Origin of the sequence: Streptomyces sp. NPDC002838 (assembly GCF_040295365.1) — a bacterium.
In the GTDB taxonomy this organism is placed as follows: Bacteria; Actinomycetota; Actinomycetes; order Streptomycetales; family Streptomycetaceae; genus Streptomyces.
Window position 1 is genome coordinate 190636 of sequence record NZ_JBEOVF010000007.1, and the last position, 24611, is coordinate 215246.

A 24611-nucleotide genomic window follows, 5' to 3' on the forward strand; every position below is an offset into this window, starting at 1 on the left:
TCTGCGGGTCCGCTGTGGCTGATCGCGCCCACGTGGCGGAGCCGCATATGTCACGGCCCCGCGCCCCTGAGGGCGTTGGTGTGGACCCGCACAGGCAAGGGGCCGGTACGCAGGTCGCCGCGCTGCCCTCCGTCGACGCCGAGCCTCTGGAGGCCGCCGCACGCGCGCGCGTGCCGCGTTTCGATCCGCGGTCGGGCATCCCGGACGTCGGGACGTTCCCGGCGGCGGCCTGGCTGCGGGCGCTGCGCCGGGCCATCGCGACGGTGCCCTCACTGGCGTACGGGTGGCTGGTCCCGCGCTGTTCGTGCTCAACACCGGGGCCGTGATGGTCTTCCAGATGCGCATGGCGCGCGGGGTCACCGGGCTCGCGTCGGCCACGCGCGCGGTGCGGCGGTCGGGCCGGGTGATGCTGGCGGCGTGCGCGGTGTTCGCGCTGTCGGCGGGCGTCTCGCCCTGGGTGGCCGTCGGGGTGCTGGCCGGGCGGACGGACGTCAGGCGGCAGCCCGTCCTCGCGAACTGACCGGCACCGGCAGCGAGTCCAGGAGCAGCGCCCTCGCGAGCAGTCCCGGACTCCCCCGTGGGCTCCACGCGCGCGCGTGCAGGTCGGCGTCGAGGGCGGCCAGGGCCTCCCGGCCCGCATCCGTCGCCGTACCGCCCGCCTCCAGGACCTCTCGGGCGCCCGCCTGGACGTGGCGCAGGCCGAGCGCGCGGCGGGGAGCGCGTCCAACGCCCGCCGCATGTGCGGGAATCCGGCTCGCGCCTCGCCACGCGCTCCCGCGGCGCCGTACTTCGCCGAGACCGACGAGCCGCGTGAGGGCTGCCGTGGGGCCCGGCGGTCGGGGTGTGCGGCGATCCGCTTGGCGGTCACGGCCACGTCCCGCGCCCCGGCCCGGGGGTCGAGGGCGGCGGCCGCGACGAGCAGGCCGAGCGCCCACAGGCCGCCGCGGTGCCCGCCGCCCGCCAACGACACCGAGTGCTCGGTGCACCTGCCGATCGCGCCCAGTTCCGTACGGAGTTCGGGCGTGGGCTCGCCGGTGCGGCGGGCGGCGGCTGCCATCGCCACGAGGCCGGGCGTGAGCGCCTTGGCCGACCAGCGCAGCGAGTGGTGGTCCCGGCGGCCGGCCCGGGCCCCGAGGTCGCGCGGGTCGGGCAGGCCGGGCTTGGGGGCGAGCGCCAGCTGTCCGGTCAGCGCGTCCACGGCGGCCTGGGCCAGCGTCTCGTCCTGGCCGCTCCTCATGGCCGTACCGCCTTACGAGGACGATGAGGCCGACGGGGAGGCGTCGCTGGGCGGTGTGCCGGTCGGGGCGTCGCTCGGGGGCGTGCCGCCACCGCCGCCGCTGCCCGCGCCGGTGTTCTCGGCGTCGGGGTCGACGCCGAGGGTGAGGAAGCCCTTGTAGCCCTTGGACGGGTCGCTCTTGTGCACGGGTTTGAGGGTCAGCAGACCGCTGAAGGCGCCGCCGCCGTCGTACCACCCCGCCCGCGTTGGAGATCTGGTAACCCCGCAGGTAGGTCTGGTCGTTGGCGGTCGAGCCGTCCTCGCTCTCCGCGGGCGCCGAGCCGCCGGGGTTGGCGGTGGTGTAGCCGGAGTAGTAGCCCCAGGCGTCGCAGTGCCAGATCTCCACGGCCGCGCCGGAGACCGGGGTGCAGCCGTCGGTGGCGTCCACGACCGTGAGGCGCAGCGTGAGCGGGACGCCGCTCTTGCCCTCGGTGATGTCCTTCCGCACCAGGGCGTTGTCGAGGTAGTACGGCCCCTCGGTGACGCTCGACATCAACGTCATGCACGTGCCGCCGGCGCTCGTCGCCGACGCCGTGGCCGTCGCGTCGGCGGCCGCCTCGGTGGTCGTGTCGGCGAAGGCCGACTGGTATCCGGCGACGGCGAGGCCGCCGGCCGCGACCGTTCCGCCGGTCACCGCGAGGGCGCGGCGCCGGGTGATCGTGGTGTTCCTGTGGTTTCCCGTCATGCCGGGGAACATATGGACGTCGGCCGTCAGGACCGTGAGCGGACGCTGTGCGCTAGGTAAGGATGCTCAAGACGCGTGCTGGGGAACGCCGGAGCGGGCGCTACACCGCCACCAGCGGCGCGCCCTTCCGCCACTTGAGGACCTTGTCGAAGCTCACCACCGCGCCGCGCCGACCGGGTGCGTGGCCGATGTGGACGTGGTCGGCGAGCTCCCGGATGAGACCGAGGCCGCGGCCGTGCTCGGCCTCGGCGGGCACGAGGCGGGCCAAGGGCCAGGGCCGGCCGGCCGGAAAGCCGGGGCCCGAGTCGGTGACCTCGATGCGGCACTTCTCGCCGTCGAGGTAGGCGGTGACCCGGAAGGCCTCCGAGGCGCCGCCGTGCGCCGCGTCCCCGCCATGCTCCACGGCGTTCGCGCAGGCCTCGCTGAGGGCCAGGGAGAGGTCGTAGGAGATGTCGGGGTCGACGCCCGCGGATTCCATCGTGCCGAGCAGCAGGCGGCGGGCGAGCGGAACGCTCGCGGCTTCGCGGCGCAGATGGAGTGACCACCAGATGCTCATGCTCCAGCCTCCTGGCCGCGGCTCGACATACCGTTACGTATTGCCGCGAGAACCCGGGTGTAAGCACCTGATTGACGTGATGCCGCCCATATGGGGGATGTTCCTGGTCCGGTGATCGGTGTATTGGGGCAGCTCACGCCAGAGGGTGACCTTCCGGTCGTACACCTCTTACGTCATCTTGTGGACCTGCCGTATGGCGGCCATAAGGCCAGTGCGATGATGAGCCCGCCATGACTGCCCCCCGCCCCAGTACGGCGCGCTCCGGACGTGAGCTCCGGGTGCTGCGGGCCGCGGTGTTCGCCGCGGTCTGTGTCGTGCTGGCCGCGGCAGGTCACTCCCTCGCCTCCTGCGCCACGATCCCGTTGTGGACGCTGACCGCGGGCTTCCTGGGGGTCGTCCTGGTCGTGGCGCCGCTCGCCGGGCGCGAGCGTTCGCTGCCGGGGATCGCGGCGCTGCTCGCGGTCGGCCAGAGCGTGCTGCACGTGCTGTTCGGGCTGGGCCAGCACGGTACGACGGCCGCCGCGGCTGCCGGTACGTCCTCGACGGCGTCGTCGGTGTCCGACGCATCGCTGGTGGAGCAGGCCGCCCGGCTCGTGTGCGGAACCACCGCGGCGGCGATCAGCCCCGCTCAAGCCCACCGGATCCTCGTGGAGGCGCGGATCCACCCGGGCACCGGGACGGGTGCCGCGGGGCAGGTGAGTGCCACGCACCACCCGGCGGACGCCATGTCCACCGCCGCGGGCTCCTCCATGTCGTTGCTGCCGTCCCTGCCGATGCTGCTCGGCCACGTCCTGGCGGCGGTGGTCGCCGGATGGCTGCTGCGGCGCGGGGACATGGCGTTGCTGCGGCTCGTCGAACTCTCCGCGCTGTCGGCGCACTCCGTCGCCGAGGGGGCGCTCGTACGGTCCCTGCGCGGGGCGCTCGCGCTGGTGTGCGCCCTGCGGGCCGGGCTGCCGGGCGCTCCCGAGGTCGGTCCGCGCGTCCCGCGCACCGCCCTGCTCGCACCGCCGACGCCCCGCACCACCGAACTCCACCACACGGTGATCAGGCGCGGCCCGCCGTCGGACGCCGCACTCGTCCTCGCCGCCTGACGCGACGCGACCAGCACCCACTTGCGCACTTCACGTGCATCCGTGGGGAGGGCCGCCGTCGTGCGGCACGCGCGTGTGCCCGTCCTCTCGAGTGATCGTGCAGGCACGCGCACGCGTACCCCTCTTCATCACCGGAAACCCTCATTCCAAGTGGAGTGCATTCCATGAAGGCCTCTCGTCTCGCCGTCGCCGGTGCCATCGCCGCCTCGGCCGTCGTCGTGCTGTCCTCGCCCGCGTTCGCCCACGTCACCGTGCAGCCCGAGGGCGCCGCCGCCAAGGGCGGTTACGCGGTCGTCGACTTCAAGGTCCCCAACGAGCGCGACAACGCCTCGACCACCAAGCTCGAGGTCAACTTCCCGACCGACCACCCGCTGGCCTCGGTCATGCCGGAGCCGATGGCCGGCTGGGACATCAAGGTCACCAAGTCCAAGCTCGACAAGCCCATCGACAACCACGGGGAGCAGCTCACCGAGGCCGTCACCAAGGTCACCTGGACCGCCACGGGCAAGGGCATCGAGCCCGGCTACTTCGAGAAGTTCCCCGTCTCCGTCGGCGCGCTGCCCGAGGACGCCGACCAGCTGGTCTTCAAGGCGATCCAGACGTACTCCAACAAGGAGGTCGTCCGCTGGATCGAGGAGCAGCAGAAGGGCCAGGAGGAGCCCGAGACGCCGGCGCCCGTGCTCACGCTGTCCGCCGCCGAGGACGGGCACTCCCACGGCTCGTCGGACACCGAAAAGGCCTCCGACGACCCCGCGTCGGACGCCGAGGCCGCCTCCGCCGACACCGCCGCTTCCGCCGACAGCAGCGACACCACCGCCCGTGTCCTGGGCGTGGTCGGCATCGTCGTCGGTCTGGTGGGCGTGGCGTACGGCGTGCTCGCCGGGCGTCGGCGTACCAGCGCCTGAAGTCAGTCCGTCCGCCGCACACCGGGGTCGCACAGCCGTCCGTGCGACTGCCCGTTCGACCCCGGTGCGCGTCGGCATCATCACATCTGGGACATTTTCCTATGCGCAAGAAGACGTTCGCCGCGGCCGCCCTGCTCGCCGCCGCCACCCTGACCCTCTCCGCCTGCGGCAGCGGTGACGACAGCAGCTCGCCCGTGTCCGTGGTCTCCGAGGAGGCCGGTGCGGACAAGGCCGCCACCGTCCTCGACCAGCCGTTCGAGAAGCCGGATCTGGTCCTCACCGACACGCAGGGCAAGAAGTACGACCTCCGCAAGGAGACCGCGGGCAAGCCGACGCTGATCTACTTCGGCTACACCCACTGCCCCGACATCTGCCCGCTGACGATGAACAACATCGCCGTCGCCAAGAAGCAGCTGCCCAAGTCCGAGCAGGACGAGCTGCGCGTGGTGTTCGTCACCACCGACCCGGCCCGGGACACCCCGTCCGAGCTCGGCAAGTGGCTCAAGGGCATCGACCCCGAGTTCGTCGGCCTGACCGGGGACTTCCCCACCATCCAGGCCAGCGCCCGCACCCTCGGCATCTCCATCGAGCCGACGCACAAGGACAAGAACGGCAAGGTCGTCTCCGTGCACGGCACCCAGGTCGTCGCGTTCTCGCCGAAGACCGACGAGGGGTACGTCCTCTACGGCGAGGACGCCACGGTCGACGACTACACCAAGGACCTCCCCAAGCTCGTCAAGGGGGAGAAGCCGTGAGGCGTCCCGCCCTGCCCGTCGCCGTACTGACCGGGGCCCTGGTCCTGGCCGGCTGCGGCTCGGACTCCGGCTCCGAGGGAGGGGACGGGATTACCGTCTCCGGTGCCTACATGCCGCAGCCGGTGTCGGACGACATGGCGGCCGGCTTCCTGACGATCGTCAACGACAGCGGCACGAAGGACGAGCTGACCTCGGTGACGAGCGACGCCGGCGAGGTCACCGTGCACGAGACGGTCGGCGGCGCGATGGAGGAGGTCGCCCGGCTCTCCGTCCCCGCCCACGGTCGACTCGTGTTCAAAAGCGGCGGCAACCATCTGATGTTCGACAAGCTGAAGCGCAAGCCGGAACAGGGCCAGAAGGTCTCGGTCGAACTGCACTTCGCCAAGTCCGATCCGGTCGCCGTCAAGATGCCGGTGAAGTCGGCGACGTACGTCCCGAAGACCATCCCGAAGACCGGACACTGAGGGAGAGACCACCTTGACCCAGACCATCGCCCCCCGCGTCCGGACCCTGTTGCTGCTGCTCCTGGCCGCGACCGGACTGCTCCTGTCCTCGGCCGCGCCGGCCTCCGCGCACGCCGCGCTGACCGGCAGCGACCCCCAGCAGGGGGTGGTGGTCGACAAGGCGCCCACCCAGGTCTCGCTGACCTTCTCCGAGCAGGTCAGCACCTCCGCCGACTCGCTGCGCGTGCTCGACCCCCAGGGCAAGCCCGTCCAGCGCGGCAAGCCGTCCAACGTCAGCGGCACCACGTACGCCGTGCAACTGCACGGCGGCCTGCCCGACGGCACCTACACCGTCACCTACCAGGTCGTGTCGGCGGACAGCCATCCCGTCTCCGGCGCCTACACCTTCTCCATCGGCGCCCCCTCGTCCACCTCCGTGTCGGTGTCCTCCCAGACGGCGGGCGGCGGAGTCGTCGGCTGGCTGTACGGCTTCGGGCGGTACGTGTCGTACGCCGGCTTCACCGTGCTGGTCGGCGGCGCCGCCTTCGTGCTCGCCTGCTGGCAGCGCGGCTCCGGCGTACGGGCCGTGCAGCGGCTCGTCGTCTCCGGCTGGCTCGCGCTCACCTCGGCCACCCTCCTGCTGCTGCTCCTGCGCGGCTCCTACACCGGCACCGGGAAGGTCGGCGACATCTTCGACCTGGACCTGCTCGGACAGGTGCTGCAGACCAAGACGGGCGCGGCACTGGTCTCCCGGCTGCTGCTGCTCGCCGCGGCGGCCTTGTTCATCGCGGTGCTCTTCGGGGCGTACGAGAAGCGGGAGGACGAGGAGAAGCGGGACCTGACCTTCGGGCTCGCGGTCGGCGGGAGTGTCGTGGCCGCCGGGCTCGCCGCGAGCTGGGCGATGTCCGAGCACGCCTCGGTCGGACTCCAGTCGGGGATCGCCATGCCGGTCGACGTCGTCCACCTGCTGGCCGTAGCGGCCTGGCTCGGCGGGCTCACCGCGCTGCTCGTGGCGCTGTACCGGGCACCCGCGGACACGCCCGTCGATTCGACTGCCGTACGGCGGTTCTCGGCCGTCGCCTTCGGCAGCGTCGTCGCGCTGGTCGCGACCGGTATCTACCAGTCGTGGCGCCAGCTCGGCTCCTGGTCGGCGTTCACCGACACGCGGTACGGGCAGCTGCTGCTGGTCAAGATCGGGCTGGTGGCGCTGATGGTCGGCGTCGCGTGGATCTCTCGGCGGTGGACGGCACGGCTGGCGGAGGCGGTGCCGGCGGTGGTGGAGCGTCAGCGGGAGAAGGAGAAGGTGGGCGCGCGGGCCACCGACGTCGGTGAGAAGGAGAAGGCCGGGGCGAGGACCGCAGCCGGTGACTCCGCGGGAGACGGTTGCGGGAACTCCGCGGACGCCGGTGCCTCCGAGGGTGCCGTTGACTCCGTGGGCACCGGCGACTCCAAGACCGCCGGTGATGCCAAGCGGGCCGCCCAGCTCGCCCGGCAGCAGGCCGCGAAGGACGTGGCGCGACAGAAGCGGGCGCGGGACGCCGACCCGAACCGCTTCGGGCTGCGCCGCTCGGTGCTCGCCGAGGCCGGTGTCGCCGTCGTACTGCTCGCCGTCACCACCGTGCTGACGCAGACCGAGCCCGGGCGTACGGAGGAAGAGGCCAAGGCGGCGACATCCGCCTCGTCCTCCTCCTCGGCCGAGTCGTCCGGGGCCCTGACCCTCGACATGTCGTTCGACACGGGCGGCGAGGACGGCAAGGGCGTCGTGACGGTCGACCTCAACCCCGCGCGCGTGGGCGGCAACGAGATGCACGTCTATGTACGGCGACCCAACGGCCGCGCCTTCGACGTCCCCGAGGTGAAGATCGCCTTCACCCAGAAGACCAAGGACATCGGGCCGCTGCCCGTCGTCCCCGACCACATCACCACCGGACACTGGTCGGCGAGCGGAGTGCAGATCCCCATGGCAGGCGACTGGGAGGTCGCCGTGACCGTGCGGACTTCCGACATCGACCAGACGACCGTCTCCAAGAACGCGCAGATCGGCTGAACCCCACCATGCCTGACCAGTCCATTCCTCAGGCCCGTACCCCTGAGACCGCTCCTGAGGGCGACGAATTCGAAAACGCCGCCCCTGGGGAGGGCATTTCACGGCGGAAGCTGCTCGGCACCGCCGGTGCCACCGGGCTCGTCCTCGGTGCGGCCGGCGGGACCGTGGGATACGCCGCCCGGCCCGCCGAGGCCACGCCGCTCACCTCCGTGGGCGCCGATCAGGTGATGTTTCACGGGAAACATCAGCCCGGGATCACCCAGGGCCTCCAGGCCCGCGGCCACCTCGTCGCCTTCGACCTGGCGGCGGGCGCGGGCCGCAAGGAGGCCGCCGCGCTGCTGCGCCGCTGGTCTCAGACGGCCCGGCGGTTGATGGCGGGCGAGGCGACGGCGCACGACGACACGGACGTGGCCCGGGACGCCGGCCCGTCCTCGCTGACGGTCACCTTCGGCTTCGGACACAGCTTCTTCGGCAGGACGGGGCTGGAGAAGCAGCGACCGATCTCGCTGGACCCGCTGCCCGACTTCTCCTCCGACCACCTCGACAAGAAGCGCAGCGACGGCGACCTGTGGGTGCAGATCGGCGCCAACGACGCGCTGGTCGCCTTCCACGCCCTGCGCGCGATCCAGAAGGACGCGGGCAGCGCGGCCCGGATCCGCTGGCAGATGAACGGCTTCAACCGCTCGCCGGGTGCCACCGCCCACCCCATGACGGCACGCAACCTGATGGGCCAGATCGACGGCACCCGCAATCCCAAGCCGACCGAGTCCGACTTCGACCAGCGGATCTTCGTGCCCGCGTCCGGTGCGAGCGACCCGGCGTGGATGGCCAACGGCTCCTACGCCGTCGTACGCCGTATCCGCATGCTCCTCGACGACTGGGAGAAGCTCTCCCTCAAGGGCCAGGAGAACGTCATCGGGCGCCGCAAGTCCGACGGGGCCGCGCTGTCCGGGGGCACCGAGACGACCGAGATGGACCTGGAGAAGACCGACGCCAAGGGCAACCTGGTCGTCCCGATCAACGCGCACGCCCGCATCACGCGGCCCGACCAGAACGGGGGCGCGGCGATGCTCCGCCGCCCGTTCTCGTACCACGACGGCTTCGACGCGGACGGGGTGCCGGACGCGGGCCTGCTCTTCGTCTGCTGGCAGGCCGACCCGCTGCGCGGCTTCGTCCCGGTGCAGCGCAAGCTCGACCGGGGCGACGCCCTGTCGCAGTTCATCCGCCACGAGGCGAGCGGTCTGTTCGCGGTGCCGGGCGGGGCGGCGGAGGGGGAGTACGTGGGGCAGCGGTTGCTGGAGGGCTGAGAGTCACCTCTGAGAGGGCTTATCGGGGATGCGGTTCCCTGGGCCCATTAGGGTGAGGTCATGCCAGCGAGCTATGCGTATCTCGGCCCTGAGGGCACCTTCACCGAAGTCGCTCTGCGCACGCTTCCCGAGGCGGCCACGCGCGAACTGATCCCCTACGTCTCCGTGCAGTCCGCGCTCGACGCGGTGCGCGTCGGGGAGGCCGAGGCCGCGTTCGTGCCGATCGAGAACTCCGTCGAGGGCGGGATCACGACGACGCTCGACGAGCTGGTCGCGGGCGCGCCGCTGATGATCTACCGCGAGGTACTGCTGTCGATCACCTTCGCGCTGCTGGTCCGGCCGGGCACGAAGCTCTCGGAGATCAAGACGGTCTCCGCGCATCCGGCCGCCCAGCCGCAGGTGCGCAACTGGCTCCGGAAGAACCTCCCGGACGCCACCTGGGAGTCGGCCGCCTCGAACGCGGACGCCGCCCGTCTGGTCCAGGAGGGCCGCTACGACGCGGCCTTCGCGGGTGAGTTCGCCGCTTCCCGGTACGGCCTCGAGGCCCTGGAGACCGAGATCCACGACGCGGAGAACGCCCAGACGCGGTTCGTGCTGGTCGGCCGGCCCGCCCGGCCCGCCGCCCCGACCGGCGCCGACAAGACCTCCGTCGTGCTGTGGCAGCGCGACGACCACCCCGGCGGCCTGCGCGACCTGCTGGGCGAGTTCGGCACACGGGGCATAAACCTGATGCTGCTGCAGTCCCGGCCCACGGGTGCCGGCATCGGCAACTACTGCTTCTGCGTCGACGCCGAGGGCCACATCTCCGACCGCCGCGTCGCCGAGGCCCTGATGGGGCTCAAGCGGATCTGCCTCCAGGTGCGCTTCCTCGGCTCGTACCCGCGTGCGGACGTGGGGGTGGCGGACGTACGGCCTCCGCTGCCGGGGACCTCGGACGAGGAGTTCGTCTCGGCGGCGGACTGGGTGGCGCGGTGCCAGGACGGCCGGTTCTAGCCAGTCCTACCTGCCTATTTTCGTTATCCACAGGTGTTATCCACAGGTGGGCTTCTCGACCTGGGGACAAGTCGACAACGAAGCGTGAGTCAGTCGACAAATCGCCCTACAGGCCACCTTGCTGTTCACCGTCGCGCACATCACCCTTCGTCCACTCTTTTCCCTTGCTCCACCCTTTGGGGCGAACCATTTCCACCTGAAAGTGGGGGTAAGCAGGGTTTACGTCGGGAATCCTGGGTGTCACACGCTCGTTTCGGATTGATCAATTCCGATGTCCACAGATCTTCCGCACAGCCTGTGGATAACTCTTCGCGGGGTGTGGATTCCTGTGGACAACCAGACCCCAAGTCCCTTTCCTCGCAAGGGATTCGAGTCAACTCGCCGCCTTCCACGTGCCCCGTTCCAGGGAGTGGGGTGGCTTTTATTGACACAGGGGAATACCTGGGGCAATTGCCCCATAACGGAACGTAAGGCGCGGTACGGAATAGTGAGTCGTGGGCCGTCACCCCGCACCGGTAGCCTTGAGCACGTGATTGACCTTCGCCTGCTCCGTGAGGACCCCGACCGTGTGCGTGCGTCGCAGCGCGCCCGTGGAGAGGACGTCGCGCTCGTCGACTCCCTCCTGTCTGCCGACGAGCGGCGCAGGTCGTCCGGCGTCCGCTTCGACGAGCTGCGTGCCGAGCAGAAGGCACTCGGCAAGCTCATCCCCAAGGCCTCGGGAGACGAGAAGGCCGAGCTCCTGAAGAAGGCGAGCCAGCTCGCCGCCGACGTCAAGGCGGCCGACGCCGAGCGCGACGCGGCCGCCGCCGAGACCCAGGAGCTGCTCGTCCAGCTCGGCAACCTCGTCCACCCGGACGTGCCCGTGGGCGGCGAGGAGGACTTCGTCACGCTGGAGACGCACGGCACGATCCGCGACTTCGGCGCCGAGGGCTTCGAGCCCAAGGACCACCTGGAGCTCGGCCAGATCCTCGGCGCGATCGACGTCGAGCGCGGCGCGAAGGTCTCGGGATCGCGCTTCTACTTCCTGACGGGTGTGGGCGCGCTGCTGGAGCTGGCGCTGGTGAACGCGGCGATCGCGCAGGCCACCGCGGCCGGCTTCACGCCGATGCTCACCCCCGCGCTGGTCCGCCCCCAGTCGATGGCGGGCACCGGCTTCCTCGGCCAGGCGGCCCAGGACGTCTACCACCTCGACAAGGACGACCTCTACCTCGTCGGCACCTCCGAGGTCCCCCTCGCCGCGTACCACATGGACGAGATCATCGACGCCGACCGCCTGCCGCTGCGCTACGCGGGCTTCTCGCCGTGCTTCCGCCGCGAGGCCGGCTCGCACGGCAAGGACACCCGGGGCATCTTCCGCGTGCACCAGTTCGACAAGGTCGAGATGTTCTCGTACGTCGCCCCGGAGGACTCGCAGGCCGAGCACCAGCGCCTGCTGGACTGGGAGAAGCAGTGGCTGAACTCCCTGGAGCTGCCGTACCGCGTGATCGACGTGGCCAGCGGTGACCTGGGCTCCTCGGCCTCCCGCAAGTTCGACTGCGAGGCGTGGATCCCGACCCAGGGCAAGTACCGCGAGCTGACCTCTACCTCGGACTGCACCGAGTTCCAGTCCCGCCGCCTGTCGATCCGCGTCCGCGACGGCAAGCAGGTCAAGCCGCTGGCGACGCTGAACGGCACGCTGTGCGCCGTACCGCGCACGATCGTGGCGATCCTGGAGAACCACCAGCAGACCGACGGCTCCGTCCGGGTCCCCGAGGTGCTGCGTCCGTACCTCGGCGGCCGGGAGGTCCTGGAGCCGGTCGCCAAGTGAGCCCGGCATTCCCCTACCGACTCGTCGCCACCGACCTCGACGGAACGCTCCTGCGCTCCGACGAGTCGGTCTCGCCACGCACCCGTGAGGCGCTCGCCGCGGCCACCGCGGCGGGCGCCGCGCACATCGTCGTCACCGGCCGCGCGGTGCCGTGGACCCGGCACATCCTCGACGACCTGGGCTACGACGGCCTCGCGGTCTGCGGTCAGGGCGCACAGGTGTACCACGCCGGCGAGCACCGCCTGCTGACGTCGGTGACCCTGGACCGCCAACTTGCGGGCGTCGCCCTGGCCAAGATCGAGGCGGAGGTCGGCCCGCTGTTCCTCGCGGCGAGCCGCGACGGCCTGGACGGCGAGGTGCTGGTGGGGCCGGGCTACGCGGTGACCGGCAGGCTCCCCGCGACCCCCTTCACGGACGCGTCCGACCTCTGGACCGCCCCGCTGAACAAGATCTACATACAGCACCCCGAACTCTCCGACGACCAGCTGGCCGAGGCGGCCCGCCAGGCCGCGGGCGGCTTCGTCACCGTCGCGATGGCCGGCGAGGGAATCGTCGAACTCCTCCCCCTCGGCCTCTCCAAGGCGACCGGCCTGTCCCTGGCGGCCCGCCGTCTGGGCATGAAGGCAGCCGACACGATCGCCTTCGGCGACATGCCCAACGACATCCCGATGTTCGCCTGGGCGTCCTATGGGGTGGCGATGGCCAACGCCCACGAGGAGTTGAGGGCGGTGGCGGACGAGGTGACGTCGTCGAACGAGGAAGACGGGATCGCGGTGGTTCTGGAGCGACTGCTGGGGTAGCAACCGCTGTTGGCACAGCCTGCAACGCCGGGCGCCAGTCTGACGTACCCCAGCCCTGCAGTCCGGCCCGGTCCCAGTGACAACGTCTCGCGGAGGATGCACGGATCGAACGTGCGCGGGCTTTTCAAGCCCGACCACGGCTTGCCTTTGATTGAACACAGCGCAAACCGGTGCCTTACCACTCGGCCAATCCTCCGGGAGGGCGGCCCACGCGAGTGCGATTCGCGTGCTCGAAGCGGCCGCCCGGGCAGCCCCCCGTGCGGGCGGGCTCGACAGAGGCGTAACTACTCCGGAGCCCGCCGCGGGCTGCCCTGTGGGGAGCTCAACGGACTGTCGTGCATGGACATCGCCGAACTCCTCCCCAGTACGTGGCGCCGGCTCGATCCGGCGTCGTGGACACAACCACTGTGCCTGTACGACGAGTTGGACGCCACCGAATTATCAGGGCACCCGCGCTGCGGCTACCGGCGCCGCCACCTGCGCCGACGCTTGCTGAAGAACCACCCCGCGGGCGGCTCGTCGGAACGCCACGGCTGGGGCTCGGGCTTCTCGTTGCGCCACCGCGCCGCCAGCATCCGGGCCCGGGCGGACGGCTCGGAGGTCTCGGCGGACCGTATGAACTCCTCGTCCAGGACGAGGTCGTCCCACGTGTCCCCGGACCCGGCTCGCTCGCGACCGTCGCTCTCCGCCATCTCGCCTGCCATCCCCGATCCTCCCAGCCGTGCGTCCCCGTGCATCCCCTTTGCCCAGTGTGCCCGGGCAGAGGTGAAGCCTCCGTCAAGAACCAGGACTTGTCATTCCTCGCCCGCGAGCGTCAGCGACCGCAGCTTCTGTCCGGCGTACCAGGTGGCGAGCACGGTGACGACGACCAGCAGCACCGTCGCCGTGGGCAGCCCGACGTCCGAGGTCACGATGTCCCCGCCGGCGACCTTCTGTGCCACGGCCAGCGACCACTGCTGGACGCTGAGCGTGCGCGCCCCGGACACCAGGGAGCCGAACAGAGCCTCCCAGACCAGCGCGTAGACGAGCCCGAACACCACCGCGTGCCGGGACACCGTCCCCAGGAGCAGGAAGAGCGCCGCGTACGCGATGGAGGCGACCAGCGCGGCCACCGTGTAGGCGACGGCGATCTGCTGGCCGTTGCCATTGAGGATCAGGCCGGCGATCAGCGTCGGCACCGCCGAGAACACCATCGTCACCGCGATGGCGACGATCAGCTTGGTGAAGATGATCGTCGGCCGTTTCACCGGCTTGGACAGCAGGTACACCACCGAACCGTCGTCGATCTCCGGTCCGATCGCGCCCGTTCCCGCGATGACACCGATGATCGGCACCATGGTGGCGAGCGCGAGCCCGCCCAACAGGTCCGACGCGGTCTGGTCGTCGGCGCCTGCCAGGCCGCGCACCACCACGGAGATGGCGATCAGCAACAGCGGCAGCGCGCCCAGGATGAGGGCCCGGCGACGGCCGAGCAGAGCCCGGTAGGTGAGCCGGGCGACTGTGGGGTCGTACATCATGGGCCTCCTACGCCGCGACGAGATACGAGAAGACGGACTCGAGGGACTCGTCGGACGGCGAGACCGTGAGCAGCCTGATGCCGTGGTCCCTGGCGACCCTCGGCAGCAGGGCCGTGAACCGGCCGAAGTCGACGGCCTGGATGCGCAACGCGCCCTCCGTCAGGTCGACTTCGATGCCGGACGTGGACGGGTCGGCGATCAGCGCGGCCGCGAGGGCGCGGTCGTCGCTGGAGCGCACGAGGTAGCGGTGCGGTCGGTCGGTCATCAGGCGGCGGATCTTGCGGAAGTCGCCGCTGGCCGCGTGCCTGCCCGCGACGACCACCTCGATGTGCCAGGCGAGTTGTTCGACCTCTTCGAGGATGTGAGAGGAGAACAGCACAGTGCGGCCCTCGTCGCCCATCCGCCGGAGCAGGTCCATCAGCTGCATGCGCTGGCGCGGGTCCATGCCGTTGAAGGGCTCGTCGAGCAGGAGCAGCGACGGGTCGTGGACGAGCGCGCTCGCCATCTTCACCCGCTGCCGCATGCCCTTGGAGTACGTCGAGATCTTGCGGTCCTGCGCGTACTCCATCTCGACCGTGGCGAGCGCCTTCTGGGCCGCCTTGGCGCCGAGGCCGTGCAACTCGGCGTTGGCGACCACGAATTCGCGCCCGGTGAGGAAGTCGTACATCGCCTCCCGCTCGGGGACGATGCCGATGTGCTGGTAGATGGTCTCGTTGCGCCACACCTGCTGTCCGTCGAGGGTGACGGTGCCGGTGGACGGGGCCAGGAAGCCGCCCATCATGTTGATGAGGGTGGACTTTCCGGCGCCGTTGGGGCCGAGGAGGCCGGTGACTCCGGGGCCGATGGTCATGGTGATGTCGTTGACGGCGACCACGTTGCCGAACCAGCGCGATACGTGGTCGATGGAGAGCGTGGTCACAGTCCGACCTTTCGGTAGCGGCGCATCAGGAGGCCGTAGCAGGCGGCGATCAGGCCCAGGGTGACGAGGACGTAGACCACGCCCTCCCCGTTCGTCGGGCCGACGCCTCCGGGGAACGCCGAGCTCGCGCCGAGGAACGCGGACTGCACTCCGTCGATGAGCGTGACCGGCGAGAACAGACCGATCCAGGCGATGGATCCGGCGCTGTTCTGCACCTCGGCGATGGCCTGGAGCGTGGAGACGGCGCCGTAGGAGATGGTCAGGACGGCGATCACGGCCGCGATGCCGAAGCCGCGGCGCGGCGTGACCGCCGCGATGACCAGGCCTAGGCCGGCGAGGAGCAGCGAGAGCAGTGCCACGGAGACGAGTCCCTGTGCGAATCCCTTGGTCTGGTCGGCGAAGTCCAGCTTGGCCAGCAGAGCGCCCACATAGAGCACGAGCAGCGGGGCGGCGGTGAGGACGAACATCGCCGAGGCCAGCGCCGCGTACTTCGCGCGCACGTAGTCCGCGGTCTCGATGGGCCGTGAGAAGTACAGCGGTACGGTCTTGAAGCGCAGATCGCGCGAGACGGACTGAGGTGCCTGCGAGGCGACGTACAGGCTGATCACGGCCTGCATGACGATCGCGTAGCGCGTGTAGTCGACGGGCAGGTCGTTGGCCTTGGTGGCGACGGCCACGGCGACCATGATGGCCGCGGGCACGCACATCACCACGAACAGCAGCATCGGCAGCACCTTGGACTTGACCGAGCGGCCGAGGCCGTAGGCGCCGCGCAGGGACTGCGAGTACAGGGAACGGGTGGCGTAGGTGCGGCCCAGGCGCGGGCCGTCGTAATTGCGGTAGCCGATGTTGTGGATGCGGGTCTGGTCACCTGAAGGTGCCGCTACGGGGTGCTCAACCGCCATGGCCGACCGCCTCCTTCCGCTGTACGTCGCTGCTCTCGTCGTCGCTGTTGAAGACCTCCGAGATGTGGTGCCTGCGCTGTTCCATGCGCACCAGGCCGAGGCCGAGGTCCGCGACCACGTCGCGCACCAGGTCGTACGTCTCCTCACCCTGCGCGGTGAGCAGCAGCACGTGGCCGGCGCCCGGCAGGCCGCCGCCGCTGTCGAGGACGTCCACCCCGCGCGCGTGGAGCGCGTCGCGCACCGCGCGGGTGCCGTCCGGGTGCTCGTCGGTGTCGGTGACCTCGATGGCGAGAGTCGTCGTGGTCTGCGTGAAGTCGGTGGTCGAGCTGGAGCGCAGAAGCTTGCCGCCGTCGATGACGACGACGTGGTCGCAGGTGCGCTCCAACTCGCCCAGCAGGTGCGAGGTGACCAGGACGGAGATGCCGAAGTCGGTGTGGATCCGGCGGATCAGCCCGAGCATCTCGTCGCGGCCGACCGGGTCGAGGCCGTTGGTCGGCTCGTCCAGGAAGACCAGCTCCGGGTCGTGGACGAGGGCCTGCGCGAGCTTGACGCGCTGTTTCATGCCGGTGGAGTAGCCGCCGATGGGTCGGTAGCGCTCCTCGTACAGACCGACGTGGCGCAGGGTGTCTGCGGTGCGCTCGCGCGCGGCGGTCGGCGGCAGGCCGGACATGCGCGCCATGTGGACGACGAACTCGGTGGCCGAGACGTCGGGCGGCAGGCAGTCGTGCTCCGGCATGTAACCGACCCGCTCGCGGATGTCACCGCCCTTGGTGGCGACATCGAGTCCGAGCACTTCGGCGCGGCCCTCGGTGGCGGGGGACAGACCCAGCAGGATCTTGATCAGTGTGGACTTGCCGGCTCCATTGGCTCCGACGAGTCCGGTCACACCGGGCCCGACGTCCACGGAGAGCCGGTCAAGCGCGGTTACCCGGGGGAACCGCTTGCTCAGGCTTTCGGTCGCGATCACAGTCACGCCTTCGACGGTAGTGACGCGGACCATGCCGGTCGTCACTCCGCAGAGCCGTCTTGGTATCAGACTTCAGGCGTACGGGGCCCTAAGGGTCACCCTGAGGTCGAACAACGGCGTCCCCGTTGTCCGCATCCGCGGAGTTGTCCACAGCCCGGCCAGGCCTATTGACGCAGCCTCTAATGACTGTCACATTCGCCAGTGTCAAGTTACGGACACGTAGCGCAGTCGGCATGGCGTCGGTGCGGACAGGTGGGGCGGTGGCATGACCACGGCGGTGACAGGCGAACTCTCCGCGCGGTTGCGGGGATTCAGGCAGGTCCAGCGGCTGGCGTACGAGTGCGCGGAAGCCGTCGCGGCCCAGTTGAAGCCGGGCGTGACCGAGCGCGAGGTGGCCCGGATGCAGCGCGCGTGGCTGCGCGAGCGGGGGGTCAGGGACTGGTTCCATCTGCCGTTCGCCTGGTTCGGTGACCGCACGGCGTTCGTCAACTTCCGCGTGCCCCTGCAGTTCTTCCCGACGAATCGTCGGCTGGAGCCGGGGATGCCGTTCATCCTGGACATGGCCCCGGTGTACGACGGCTACACCGCGGACATCGGGTATTCGGGCTCCCTGGGCGTGAACCCGGTGCAGGACAGGCTGATGGCCGACCTGGAGGCACACCGCGAGCTGATCCTGAACTCGGCTCGCGAGCGCCGACCGCTGCGCGAGATCTATGAGGACGTGGACCGCCTCATGGTCCGCCAGGGCTATGCCAACCGGCACCGTGCCTACCCCTTCGGCGTGATCGCGCACAAGGTCGACAGGGTCAGGCAGCGCCGCTGGTCACCGCATGTCTTCGGGTTCGGCACGCAGTCCCTGAAAGGCCTGGCCGCCGACGCGCTGCACGGCCACCGCGAGGGCTGGTCCCCGCTGTGGTCGCCATACCGCTTCTCCGACCATCCGCCGCAGCCGGGACTGTGGGCGGTCGAACCGCATCTCGGCTTCCGGGGCACGGGCGCGAAGTTCGAGGAGATCCTGGTCGTCACCGACTCCCGGGACCCCGAGCAGAGCGCCTTCTGGTTGGACGACGATCTGCCGCATGTGCGGCGCTGGGCGGAGGAGAAGTGACGGGCTTTTCGCAGACGGGGCGGGAGGGCGCGCGGGAGCGCCGGGTGCGGACCGGCGGGGTCGAGCTGTGCGTCGCCGAGCTGGGGGACCCCTCGGGACCGACGGTCGTCCTTGTGCACGGCTACCCGGACAGCAAGGAAGTGTGGTCCGAGGTCGCGTCCCGACTGGCCGAGCGCTTCCATGTGGTGCTGTACGACGTCCGCGGCCATGGCCGGTCCACGGCGCCGCGGCCGCTGCGCGGCGGGTTCACGCTGGAGAAGCTGACGGACGACTTCCTGGCCGTCGCCGACGCGGTCAGCCCGGACCGCCCGGTGCACGTGGTGGGGCACGACTGGGGCTCGGTGCAGGGCTGGGAGTTCGTCACCGTGGGACGCACCGAGGGCCGGATCGCCTCGTTCACCTCGATGTCCGGACCGTCCCTCGACCACTTCGGCCACTGGATCAACAACCGGCTGAGGCGCCCGACCCCGCGCCGGGTCGGCCAGCTGCTCGGCCAGGGCGCCAAGTCCTGGTACGTGTACCTGCTGCACACGCCCGTGCTGCCCGAACTGGCCTGGCGCGGCCCGCTCGGCAAGCACTGGCCGAGGATCCTGGAGCGTGTCGAGAAGGCCCCCCGCGACGGCTACCCGACCTCGTCTCTGGCGACGGACGCGGCACACGGGGCGTGGTTGTACCGGGACAACGTACGTGCCCGATTGCGCCGCCCTCGTACGGACGCCTACGCGCACGCGCCCGTGCAGCTCATCACGCCCCTCAAGGACAGGTTTCTGTCGGAGGAGCTCCACGACGAGCTGGAGCTGTGGGCTCCGCGGCTGACCCGCCGCACCCTCCCGGCCAAGCACTGGGTGCCCCGCACCCGGCCCGACCAGCTGGCGGCATGGGTCACGGAGTTCGTGACGGCCGTAGAGGGAGGAAGTCCGGCGCCCAAGGCGAGCGGCCCGTACGCCGACCGCTTCGGCGGACAGCTCGTCCTGGTCACCGGTGCGGGCAGCGGCATCGGGCGGGCCACGGCGTTCGCCTTCGCCGAGGCCGGTGCCCGTGTGGTGGCCGTCGACCGGGACGCGGAGGCCGCCACCCGCACCGCCGAGCTGTCGCGGCTGATCGGCGCCCCGGAGGCCTGGGCGGAGCCGGTCGACGTCTCCGACGAGCAGGCCATGGAGAAACTCGCCGGGAAGGTCGCCGCCGAGTACGGCGTGGTGGACGTCCTGGTGAACAACGCCGGGATCGGCCTGTCCGGATCGTTCTTCGACACGACTCCCGAGGACTGGAAGAAGGTCCTCGACGTCAACCTGTGGGGCGTGATCCACGGCTGCCGGCTCTTCGGCCGGCAGATGGCCGAGCGCGGGCAGGGCGGTCACATCGTCAACACCGCGTCGGCGGCGGCGTACCAGCCCTCCAAGGCACTGCCCGCCTACAGCACCTCCAAGGCGGCCGTGCTGATGCTGAGCGAGTGCCTGCGCGCGGAGCTGGCCGGCCAGGGCATCGGGGTGACCGCGGTATGTCCCGGCTTCGTCAACACCAACATCACCTCCACCGCGCACTTCGCGGGCGTCGACGCCGACGAGGAGAGGCGACGCCAGAAGCGGACCGCCCGGCTGTACGGGCTGCGGAACTACCCGCCGGAGAAGGTCGCCGACGCGATCCTGCGGGCGGTCGTACGCGATGAAGCCGTGGTCCCGGTGACGCCCGAGGCGCGCGGCGCCCGCCTCATGTCCCGCTTCACGCCCCGGGCTCTGCGGGCGATCGCACGGTTGGAGCCGCCGCTGTGAGTCCTCGGGAACACCCCGGAATCGCCCCGCGCCGGGTCGTCTTCGACTGGTCGCGCACTCCCGCACCGGATCCGCTCCCCCGCCGGGAGCTGGCCGCGCGGCGGTTGGCCACCGCCGGCTTCACCAAGTACGTCGACTTCCTCTCTGAGCGGCTGCTCGGCGAACGTCCACTGCGCGACGCGCCGATACCGCGGCGGGAGTGGCTGCGTTTCCGGCTCGCGGTCGTGGCGGTGATCGAGCAGTTCGCGGCGGTGCTCGGCGACTGGGTCCTCGCCGCCGAGGGCCCGGACCGGGCCGATGCCGACGAGGTCATGCTCGACCTGCTGCGCCGGCACGGCGCGGAGGAGGTCGAACACCGCGCGATCGCCTTCGACCTGTACCAGCACTGCGGCGGCACCGGCGCACCCCGATACGCCCGCCGTATCGCCGGCCTGGCCGTCACCGCGCCGGTCATGCTCGACATGTGGCTGTGGGGGACGGCGTACCTGATGCGCCACGACCCCGAGCTCGCCGACCGCTCCCGCTACTCCCTCACGGCGCACCACCAGGCCGTACGCCAAGGGCTGCTGCCCTCGTGGCGGGAGCTGGGCGCGACGATACCCCGCTACCCGCGGCGGTCGTACCACCCGTCGCGAGAGGGGTCGTTGAGCCGGGCGGTGGAGTACCTGAGGAGGTCACCGGCGGCGAGGGCGGCCTCGTGACCGACGCGGCGGAGGGGCCCGCCTACCGGATCGAGGACCTCGCGCACCTCAGCGGTGCCACGGTCCGCACCATCCGCGCCTACCAGGACCGCGGGCTCCTCCCCCGCCCCCAGCGCCGTGGCCGTGCCAACGTCTACGCGGACGCCCACCTCGTCCGCCTGCGCCAGATCGCCGACCTCCTCGACCGCGGATACACCCTGGCCTCCATCAAGGAGCTCCTGGAGGCGTGGGACGCCGGCCGGGGCCTCGGCGGGGTGCTCGGGCTGGTCGCGGAGGTGGACGGTCCGTGGACCGACGAGCAGCCGGGCCGGATCTCGCGCGCCGAGCTGGTCGAACGGTTCGGCGGCGTCCCCGACGACGCGGCGGTCGCCGAGGCCGTCGAGCTGGGCGTACTGGAGCCGGTGCCCGATGACGACGACTCCTTTCTCGTGCCCAGTCCTCAAGAACTGGCCGTGGCGGCGGAGTTGCACGCCGCCGGCGTGCCGCTGTCCGCGATCTCGGGCCATCTCAGGGAGTTGAGGAGTCAGGTCGAGCACATCGCGGGCCGTTTCCTGGAGTTCACGACGGAGCACGTCTTCGCCCGCTATCTCGACGGTACGCACCGTCCGACCGACGCGGACGCGGCCGAGGCCGCCTCACTCGTACGACGGCTGCGCCCGCTCGCGCAGCAGACGGTGGACGCGGAACTCGCCCGGGCGATGCGCCTGTTCGCCGTCCGGAATCTGCGGCAGCGGCTGGGTGCGGACGAGACGCCCGCTCTTGAGGATCGACGGCGTTTCGTGGCGATACCGGCCGAGACAATGCGGGCCGTGGAGGCGCTGGTTGGCCAAGAGCGTGCGGCGGAGTTCATCACGCTGGCCGCCGAACGGGAGGTGCGGGCACGCACCTTGGACCGGCTCACGTCAAATCACGGTTCATCAGCTGATCTTGACGAAAGCCCGTGAATCGAAGGGTCGTTGTCCACAGAATCGCCAATTCCCCTGTGGATAACTGCACTTGGTTGTGGATCAAACATCTGGAACAAAATCATTCGCGTGATTCACATCTCTCCTTGCAGGCTGGTGACATGGATGAGAGACGTACCGTGAAGGTGTCGAAGTACCTCTCGAAGCACCTGCGGCACCAGCCCGAGCGGATCGGCCTCATGCTGGACGAAGGCGGCTGGGTGGAGATCGACACGTTGATCGCCGCGGCCGCCGCTCATGGGTTCCGGTTCGCCCGGGAGGAGCTGGACCACGTGGTCGCCGCCAACGACAAGCAGCGCTTCGCGATCGAGGGCACTCGGATCCGCGCCAGCCAGGGCCACAGCATCGACGTCGATCTCGGACTGCCGTCGGCGACCCCGCCGCCGTACCTCTATCACGGCACCGTGGCCCGCTACCTGGACGCGATCCGCGGCGAGGGGCTCATGCCCATGAACCGGCACGACGTGCACCTCTCACTCGACCGTGAGACCGCCACCCGGGTCGGCGCCCGCCGCGGCCGACCCGTCGTGCTGTCGGTGGACGCAGGCGTCATGCACCGCGACGGCCATGTCTTCCACGTGAGCGCGAACGGCGTATGGCTGACCAAATCCGTACCGCCGCAGTATCTGCGGTTCCCCGAGGCGCACTGACAGCCGCCCGTTTCCCTGCCGCGCGGGTCCCCTTTCCGCGATGATCGGTGGTATGGACCACTTCCCTACCACGGAGGCCGCCGTCACCGCCCTCCGTGCCATCGCCGCCGAGTACGCGCGCGAGATGGAGGTCACCCACGACATCGGCGCCGACCAGACCTCGCGTCGCAGTGCCGCGGGCGTCGGCGTCACCACCGACCCGGACGGCTCCCTGCCCCACGAGGCGTTCGTCGAGTTCGGCGGCGTGCCCCGGGTGAGCGTGCGTCTGTATCCCGAGGACGACGCGCTGATCGAGGTCGAGGGCGTCGAGTGCCCCGACATCGCACGCGACGATGTTCCGGCCTTCCTCCACTCCGTCTTCGGCGACCTCGCCTACGTCAGGGGCCGCCGCTTCCCGCCGGGCTATTTCCTGATCGTGCCGCTGCCCGGCGACCGTACGCACAAGGAGTGGACACCGATGGTCAACCTCAGCCCATGGCTGAGCAGCCGCGTGCGATGACCCTCCGTGGCTGTTTCACGTGAAACACCTCCAGCCGCATACGCTCGACACATGAGTCTGCGCCTGAGCACCGTGATCCTCCCGTACCGCCGCTGGCACGAGGGGGGTCGCGAGCCGTGGCAGCGCGCGGAGCAGCTCGGCTTCCACACCGCCTACACCTACGACCACCTGTCCTGGCGCAGCTTCCGGGACGGCCCGTGGTTCGGTGCCGTGCCGACGCTGACCGCCGCCGCGGCCATCACCGACCGGCTGCGCCTGGGCACCCTGGTGACCTCGCCGAACTTCCGGCATCCGGTGACCCTCGCCAAGGAACTGATCTCCCTGGACGACATCTCCGGCGGCCGGGTCACACTGGGCATCGGAGCGGGCGGCACCGGATTCGACGCCACCGCGCTCGGGCAGGAGCCGTGGACCCCGCGCGAGCGCGCCGATCGGTTCGCCGAGTTCGTCCCGCTGCTGGACCGGCTGCTCAGCGAGGACTCGGTGTCGTACCAGGGCGACTTCTACTCGGCGCACGAGGCGCGCAACATCCCGGGCTGTGTGCAGCACCCCCGGCTGCCCTTCGCTGTGGCGGCGACCGGGCCGCGCGGACTCAAGCTCGCCGCGCGATACGGACAGGCGTGGGTGACCACCGGTGACCCCCGGCTGTACGAGAACGGCACTCCTGAACAGTCGGTTCAAGCCATTCACCGGCAGGCCGAGAGGCTGGCCGACGCATGCGCCGCGCTGGGCCGCGATACGGGCGCGCTGGACAAGGTCCTGCTCACCGGCTTCACCCCGGACCGCGCCCGCCCACTTGAGTCCCTCGACGCGTTCGTGGACTTCGCGGGCCGGCACCAGGAGCTGGGCTTCACCGAGATCGTGATCCACTGGCCCATCCCGGACTCGGACTTCGCCGCGGAGGAGAAGGTCTTCGAGCAGATCGCCATGGAGGCACCGGCGCAGCTGCGGTGAGCGTGCCAGCGGTGCCCGTCCCGGGCGCGATGGAAGGTGACGGCGCTGGTGAGAGCGGTGACCACTCACCTGTGCGGACTCCCGCACGACCGTGCGGGCCCGTGCGGGAGAATGGCCGGGTGACCTCAGCGACTCGACAGCCCGAGACCCCGGCCGCCACCGTCCCGCCGCGGCTGATCGCCACCGATCTCGACGGCACCCTGCTGCGCGACGACAAGTCGGTCTCCCCGCGGACGATCGCGGCCCTCGCCGCCGCCGAGGAGGCGGGCATCGAGGTCTTCTTCGTCACCGGCCGCCCGGCCCGCTGGATGGACGTCGTCAGCGACCACGTCCACGGCCACGGGCTGGCGATCTGCGGCAACGGCGCCGCGGTGGTCGACCTGCACGGCGGCCCCGGCACCCACCGGTTCGTGAAGGTGCGGGAGCTGGAGCGGGAGAACGCGCTGGACGCCGTACGGCTGCTGCGCGAGGCGGCGCCGGGCACGGTGTACGCGGTGGAGCAGACGTACGGCTTCCACCAGGAGCCGGACTATCCGAAGCTGCACATGGAGATCCCCGACGATCTCGCGCCCGCCGAGGAACTGCTGGCGCCGGACGGCCCCGGCGCCGCCGAGCCGGTGCTCAAGATCCTGGCCTACCACCCCACGATCGACCCGGACGCCTTCCTCACCCTCGCCCGCCTCGCGATCGGCGAGAGGGCCAACGTCACCCGCTCCAGCCCCAGTGCCCTGCTGGAGATCAGTGGCCCCGGTGTCTCCAAGGCCAGCACGCTCGCCCTGTGCTGTGCCGAGCGCGGCATCTCGCACGAGGAGGTCGTCGCCTTCGGGGACATGCCGAACGACGTCGAGATGCTCACCTGGGCGGGCCGGTCGTACGCGATGGGCAATGCGCATCCGGACGTGATGGAGGCCGCGTCCGGACAGACGGTGGCCAACAACGATGACGGGGTGGCGGTCGTGATCGAACAGCTGCTGGCGGAACGGGAGTAGCGG

General features: G+C 70.7%; 25 protein-coding genes, 1 tRNA gene and 2 pseudogenes. 19 read left to right on the plus strand and 9 right to left on the minus strand.

From position 1 onward, the window contains the following. The first annotated feature begins 80 nt into the window (after window positions 1–80). Window positions 81–326: a hypothetical protein gene (locus ABT063_RS12430; RefSeq protein WP_502990805.1), complete on the plus strand. Its 246-nt coding sequence runs from the start codon at window positions 81–83 to the stop codon at window positions 324–326. Further along, window positions 296–475, plus strand: a pseudogene (locus ABT063_RS12435) (MFS transporter); the annotation flags it as partial. The gene ABT063_RS12430 and the pseudogene ABT063_RS12435, both read left to right, overlap by 31 nt. Window positions 476–491: 16 nt before the next feature. Here ABT063_RS12435 and ABT063_RS12440 read toward each other — a convergent pair. The 3 genes and pseudogenes from ABT063_RS12440 to ABT063_RS12450 all read right to left on the minus strand — a co-directional run bounded on the left by ABT063_RS12440 (window position 492) and on the right by ABT063_RS12450 (window position 2517). Continuing rightward, window positions 492–1237, minus strand: a pseudogene (locus tag ABT063_RS12440) (triphosphoribosyl-dephospho-CoA synthase). 12 nt (window positions 1238–1249) lie between these two features. After that, complete coding sequence (locus ABT063_RS52175) at window positions 1250–1423, minus strand: hypothetical protein (protein ID WP_502990803.1); 174 nt, start codon at window positions 1421–1423, stop codon at window positions 1250–1252. 638 nt (window positions 1424–2061) lie between these two features. Beyond that, the gene (locus tag ABT063_RS12450; protein WP_351057214.1) at window positions 2062–2517 is read right to left on the minus strand and encodes an ATP-binding protein; all 456 of its coding nucleotides are present in this window, start codon (window positions 2515–2517) and stop codon (window positions 2062–2064) included. 230 nt (window positions 2518–2747) lie between these two features. Here ABT063_RS12450 and ABT063_RS12455 point away from each other — a divergent pair, with 230 nt between their 5' ends. The 9 genes from ABT063_RS12455 (at window position 2748) to ABT063_RS12495 (ending at window position 12665) form a co-directional block, all read left to right on the plus strand. After that, window positions 2748–3608 carry a hypothetical protein gene (locus tag ABT063_RS12455; protein WP_351057215.1) on the plus strand — a complete coding sequence of 287 codons (861 nt, stop codon included), beginning with the start codon at window positions 2748–2750 and terminating at the stop codon, window positions 3606–3608. 164 nt (window positions 3609–3772) lie between these two features. Then, window positions 3773–4513, plus strand: a complete 741-nt coding sequence (locus ABT063_RS12460) for a YcnI family copper-binding membrane protein (RefSeq protein WP_351057216.1) — start codon at window positions 3773–3775, stop codon at window positions 4511–4513. 101 nt (window positions 4514–4614) lie between these two features. Then, window positions 4615–5268 carry an SCO family protein gene (locus ABT063_RS12465; protein WP_351057217.1) on the plus strand — a complete coding sequence of 218 codons (654 nt, stop codon included), beginning with the start codon at window positions 4615–4617 and terminating at the stop codon, window positions 5266–5268. Then, entirely contained in the window at window positions 5265–5732 is a 468-nt protein-coding gene (locus ABT063_RS12470) for a copper chaperone PCu(A)C (protein ID WP_351057218.1), read from the plus strand. The genes ABT063_RS12465 and ABT063_RS12470 overlap by 4 nt, the downstream gene beginning before the upstream one ends. 13 nt (window positions 5733–5745) lie before the next feature. Next, complete coding sequence (locus ABT063_RS12475) at window positions 5746–7758, plus strand: copper resistance CopC/CopD family protein (RefSeq protein WP_351057219.1); 2013 nt, start codon at window positions 5746–5748, stop codon at window positions 7756–7758. Window positions 7759–7766: 8 nt separating this feature from the next. Beyond that, a complete protein-coding gene (gene efeB / locus ABT063_RS12480; protein ID WP_351057221.1) occupies window positions 7767–9065 on the plus strand; it encodes an iron uptake transporter deferrochelatase/peroxidase subunit in 1299 nt (432 codons plus the stop codon). Between the two features lie 60 nt (window positions 9066–9125). Beyond that, window positions 9126–10058 (plus strand): prephenate dehydratase, encoded by a 933-nt coding sequence (gene pheA, locus ABT063_RS12485; RefSeq protein ID WP_351057222.1) that lies wholly within the window; start codon window positions 9126–9128, stop codon window positions 10056–10058. 529 nt (window positions 10059–10587) lie between these two features. Beyond that, window positions 10588–11865 (plus strand): serine--tRNA ligase, encoded by a 1278-nt coding sequence (serS, locus tag ABT063_RS12490; RefSeq protein ID WP_351057223.1) that lies wholly within the window; start codon window positions 10588–10590, stop codon window positions 11863–11865. Next, entirely contained in the window at window positions 11862–12665 is an 804-nt protein-coding gene (locus tag ABT063_RS12495; protein ID WP_351057225.1) for an HAD family hydrolase, read from the plus strand. The genes serS and ABT063_RS12495 overlap by 4 nt, the downstream gene beginning before the upstream one ends. A 90-nt stretch (window positions 12666–12755) precedes the next feature. Here ABT063_RS12495 and ABT063_RS12500 read toward each other — a convergent pair. The 6 genes from ABT063_RS12500 to ABT063_RS12525 all read right to left on the minus strand — a co-directional run bounded on the left by ABT063_RS12500 (window position 12756) and on the right by ABT063_RS12525 (window position 17006). After that, window positions 12756–12861 (minus strand) — tRNA-OTHER (locus ABT063_RS12500). 265 nt (window positions 12862–13126) lie between these two features. Next, a complete protein-coding gene (locus ABT063_RS12505) occupies window positions 13127–13369 on the minus strand; it encodes an SGM_3592 family protein (protein WP_351057226.1) in 243 nt (80 codons plus the stop codon). A gap of 90 nt (window positions 13370–13459) precedes the next feature. Next, complete coding sequence (locus ABT063_RS12510; RefSeq protein WP_351057227.1) at window positions 13460–14179, minus strand: ABC transporter permease subunit; 720 nt, start codon at window positions 14177–14179, stop codon at window positions 13460–13462. 10 nt (window positions 14180–14189) lie between these two features. After that, the gene (locus ABT063_RS12515; RefSeq protein ID WP_351057228.1) at window positions 14190–15101 is read right to left on the minus strand and encodes an ABC transporter ATP-binding protein; all 912 of its coding nucleotides are present in this window, start codon (window positions 15099–15101) and stop codon (window positions 14190–14192) included. Next, window positions 15098–16006: an ABC transporter permease gene (locus tag ABT063_RS12520; RefSeq protein ID WP_351057229.1), complete on the minus strand. Its 909-nt coding sequence runs from the start codon at window positions 16004–16006 to the stop codon at window positions 15098–15100. Before ABT063_RS12520 ends, ABT063_RS12515 begins: the two co-directional genes overlap by 4 nt. Then, the gene (locus ABT063_RS12525; RefSeq protein WP_351057230.1) at window positions 15996–17006 is read right to left on the minus strand and encodes an ABC transporter ATP-binding protein; all 1011 of its coding nucleotides are present in this window, start codon (window positions 17004–17006) and stop codon (window positions 15996–15998) included. The genes ABT063_RS12520 and ABT063_RS12525 overlap by 11 nt, the downstream gene beginning before the upstream one ends. 232 nt (window positions 17007–17238) lie before the next feature. On the opposite strand from ABT063_RS12525, the gene ABT063_RS12530 reads away from it, so the two are divergent. The 8 genes from ABT063_RS12530 to ABT063_RS12565 all read left to right on the plus strand — a co-directional run bounded on the left by ABT063_RS12530 (window position 17239) and on the right by ABT063_RS12565 (window position 24608). After that, a complete protein-coding gene (locus ABT063_RS12530) occupies window positions 17239–18081 on the plus strand; it encodes a M24 family metallopeptidase (RefSeq protein ID WP_351057231.1) in 843 nt (280 codons plus the stop codon). Further along, window positions 18078–19850 carry an SDR family oxidoreductase gene (locus ABT063_RS12535; protein ID WP_351057232.1) on the plus strand — a complete coding sequence of 591 codons (1773 nt, stop codon included), beginning with the start codon at window positions 18078–18080 and terminating at the stop codon, window positions 19848–19850. The genes ABT063_RS12530 and ABT063_RS12535 overlap by 4 nt, the downstream gene beginning before the upstream one ends. Continuing rightward, window positions 19847–20551 carry a metal-dependent hydrolase gene (locus ABT063_RS12540; RefSeq protein WP_351057233.1) on the plus strand — a complete coding sequence of 235 codons (705 nt, stop codon included), beginning with the start codon at window positions 19847–19849 and terminating at the stop codon, window positions 20549–20551. Before ABT063_RS12535 ends, ABT063_RS12540 begins: the two co-directional genes overlap by 4 nt. Beyond that, entirely contained in the window at window positions 20548–21495 is a 948-nt protein-coding gene (locus tag ABT063_RS12545; RefSeq protein WP_351057234.1) for a MerR family transcriptional regulator, read from the plus strand. The genes ABT063_RS12540 and ABT063_RS12545 overlap by 4 nt, the downstream gene beginning before the upstream one ends. Before the next feature lie 122 nt (window positions 21496–21617). Next, window positions 21618–22166 carry an RNA 2'-phosphotransferase gene (locus ABT063_RS12550; protein WP_351057235.1) on the plus strand — a complete coding sequence of 183 codons (549 nt, stop codon included), beginning with the start codon at window positions 21618–21620 and terminating at the stop codon, window positions 22164–22166. Window positions 22167–22218: 52 nt separating this feature from the next. Beyond that, a complete protein-coding gene (locus tag ABT063_RS12555; RefSeq protein WP_351057236.1) occupies window positions 22219–22665 on the plus strand; it encodes a hypothetical protein in 447 nt (148 codons plus the stop codon). Window positions 22666–22716: 51 nt separating this feature from the next. Then, window positions 22717–23619, plus strand: a complete 903-nt coding sequence (locus ABT063_RS12560) for an LLM class flavin-dependent oxidoreductase (protein WP_351057237.1) — start codon at window positions 22717–22719, stop codon at window positions 23617–23619. Window positions 23620–23738: 119 nt separating this feature from the next. Next, the gene (locus ABT063_RS12565; protein WP_351057238.1) at window positions 23739–24608 is read left to right on the plus strand and encodes a Cof-type HAD-IIB family hydrolase; all 870 of its coding nucleotides are present in this window, start codon (window positions 23739–23741) and stop codon (window positions 24606–24608) included. Window positions 24609–24611: the final 3 nt, after the last annotated feature.

Excerpts from the sequence above, each read along its gene's own strand:
- ABT063_RS12505 (WP_351057226.1), bottom strand. The coding sequence starts at position 13,369 with ATGGCAGGCGAGATGGCGGAGAGCGACGGTCGCGAGCGAGCCGGGTCC.
- ABT063_RS12530 (WP_351057231.1), top strand. The coding sequence starts at position 17,239 with ATGACCACGGCGGTGACAGGCGAACTCTCCGCGCGGTTGCGGGGATTC.
- pheA (WP_351057222.1), top strand. The coding sequence starts at position 9,126 with ATGCCAGCGAGCTATGCGTATCTCGGCCCTGAGGGCACCTTCACCGAA.
- ABT063_RS12555 (WP_351057236.1), top strand. The coding sequence starts at position 22,219 with ATGGACCACTTCCCTACCACGGAGGCCGCCGTCACCGCCCTCCGTGCC.
- ABT063_RS12525 (WP_351057230.1), bottom strand. The coding sequence starts at position 17,006 with ATGGTCCGCGTCACTACCGTCGAAGGCGTGACTGTGATCGCGACCGAA.
- ABT063_RS12460 (WP_351057216.1), top strand. The coding sequence starts at position 3,773 with ATGAAGGCCTCTCGTCTCGCCGTCGCCGGTGCCATCGCCGCCTCGGCC.
- ABT063_RS12455 (WP_351057215.1), top strand. The coding sequence starts at position 2,748 with ATGACTGCCCCCCGCCCCAGTACGGCGCGCTCCGGACGTGAGCTCCGG.
- ABT063_RS12560 (WP_351057237.1), top strand. The coding sequence starts at position 22,717 with ATGAGTCTGCGCCTGAGCACCGTGATCCTCCCGTACCGCCGCTGGCAC.
- ABT063_RS12510 (WP_351057227.1), bottom strand. The coding sequence starts at position 14,179 with ATGTACGACCCCACAGTCGCCCGGCTCACCTACCGGGCTCTGCTCGGC.
- ABT063_RS12520 (WP_351057229.1), bottom strand. The coding sequence starts at position 16,006 with ATGGCGGTTGAGCACCCCGTAGCGGCACCTTCAGGTGACCAGACCCGC.
- ABT063_RS12550 (WP_351057235.1), top strand. The coding sequence starts at position 21,618 with ATGGATGAGAGACGTACCGTGAAGGTGTCGAAGTACCTCTCGAAGCAC.
- efeB (WP_351057221.1), top strand. The coding sequence starts at position 7,767 with ATGCCTGACCAGTCCATTCCTCAGGCCCGTACCCCTGAGACCGCTCCT.
- ABT063_RS12450 (WP_351057214.1), bottom strand. The coding sequence starts at position 2,517 with ATGAGCATCTGGTGGTCACTCCATCTGCGCCGCGAAGCCGCGAGCGTT.
- ABT063_RS12465 (WP_351057217.1), top strand. The coding sequence starts at position 4,615 with ATGCGCAAGAAGACGTTCGCCGCGGCCGCCCTGCTCGCCGCCGCCACC.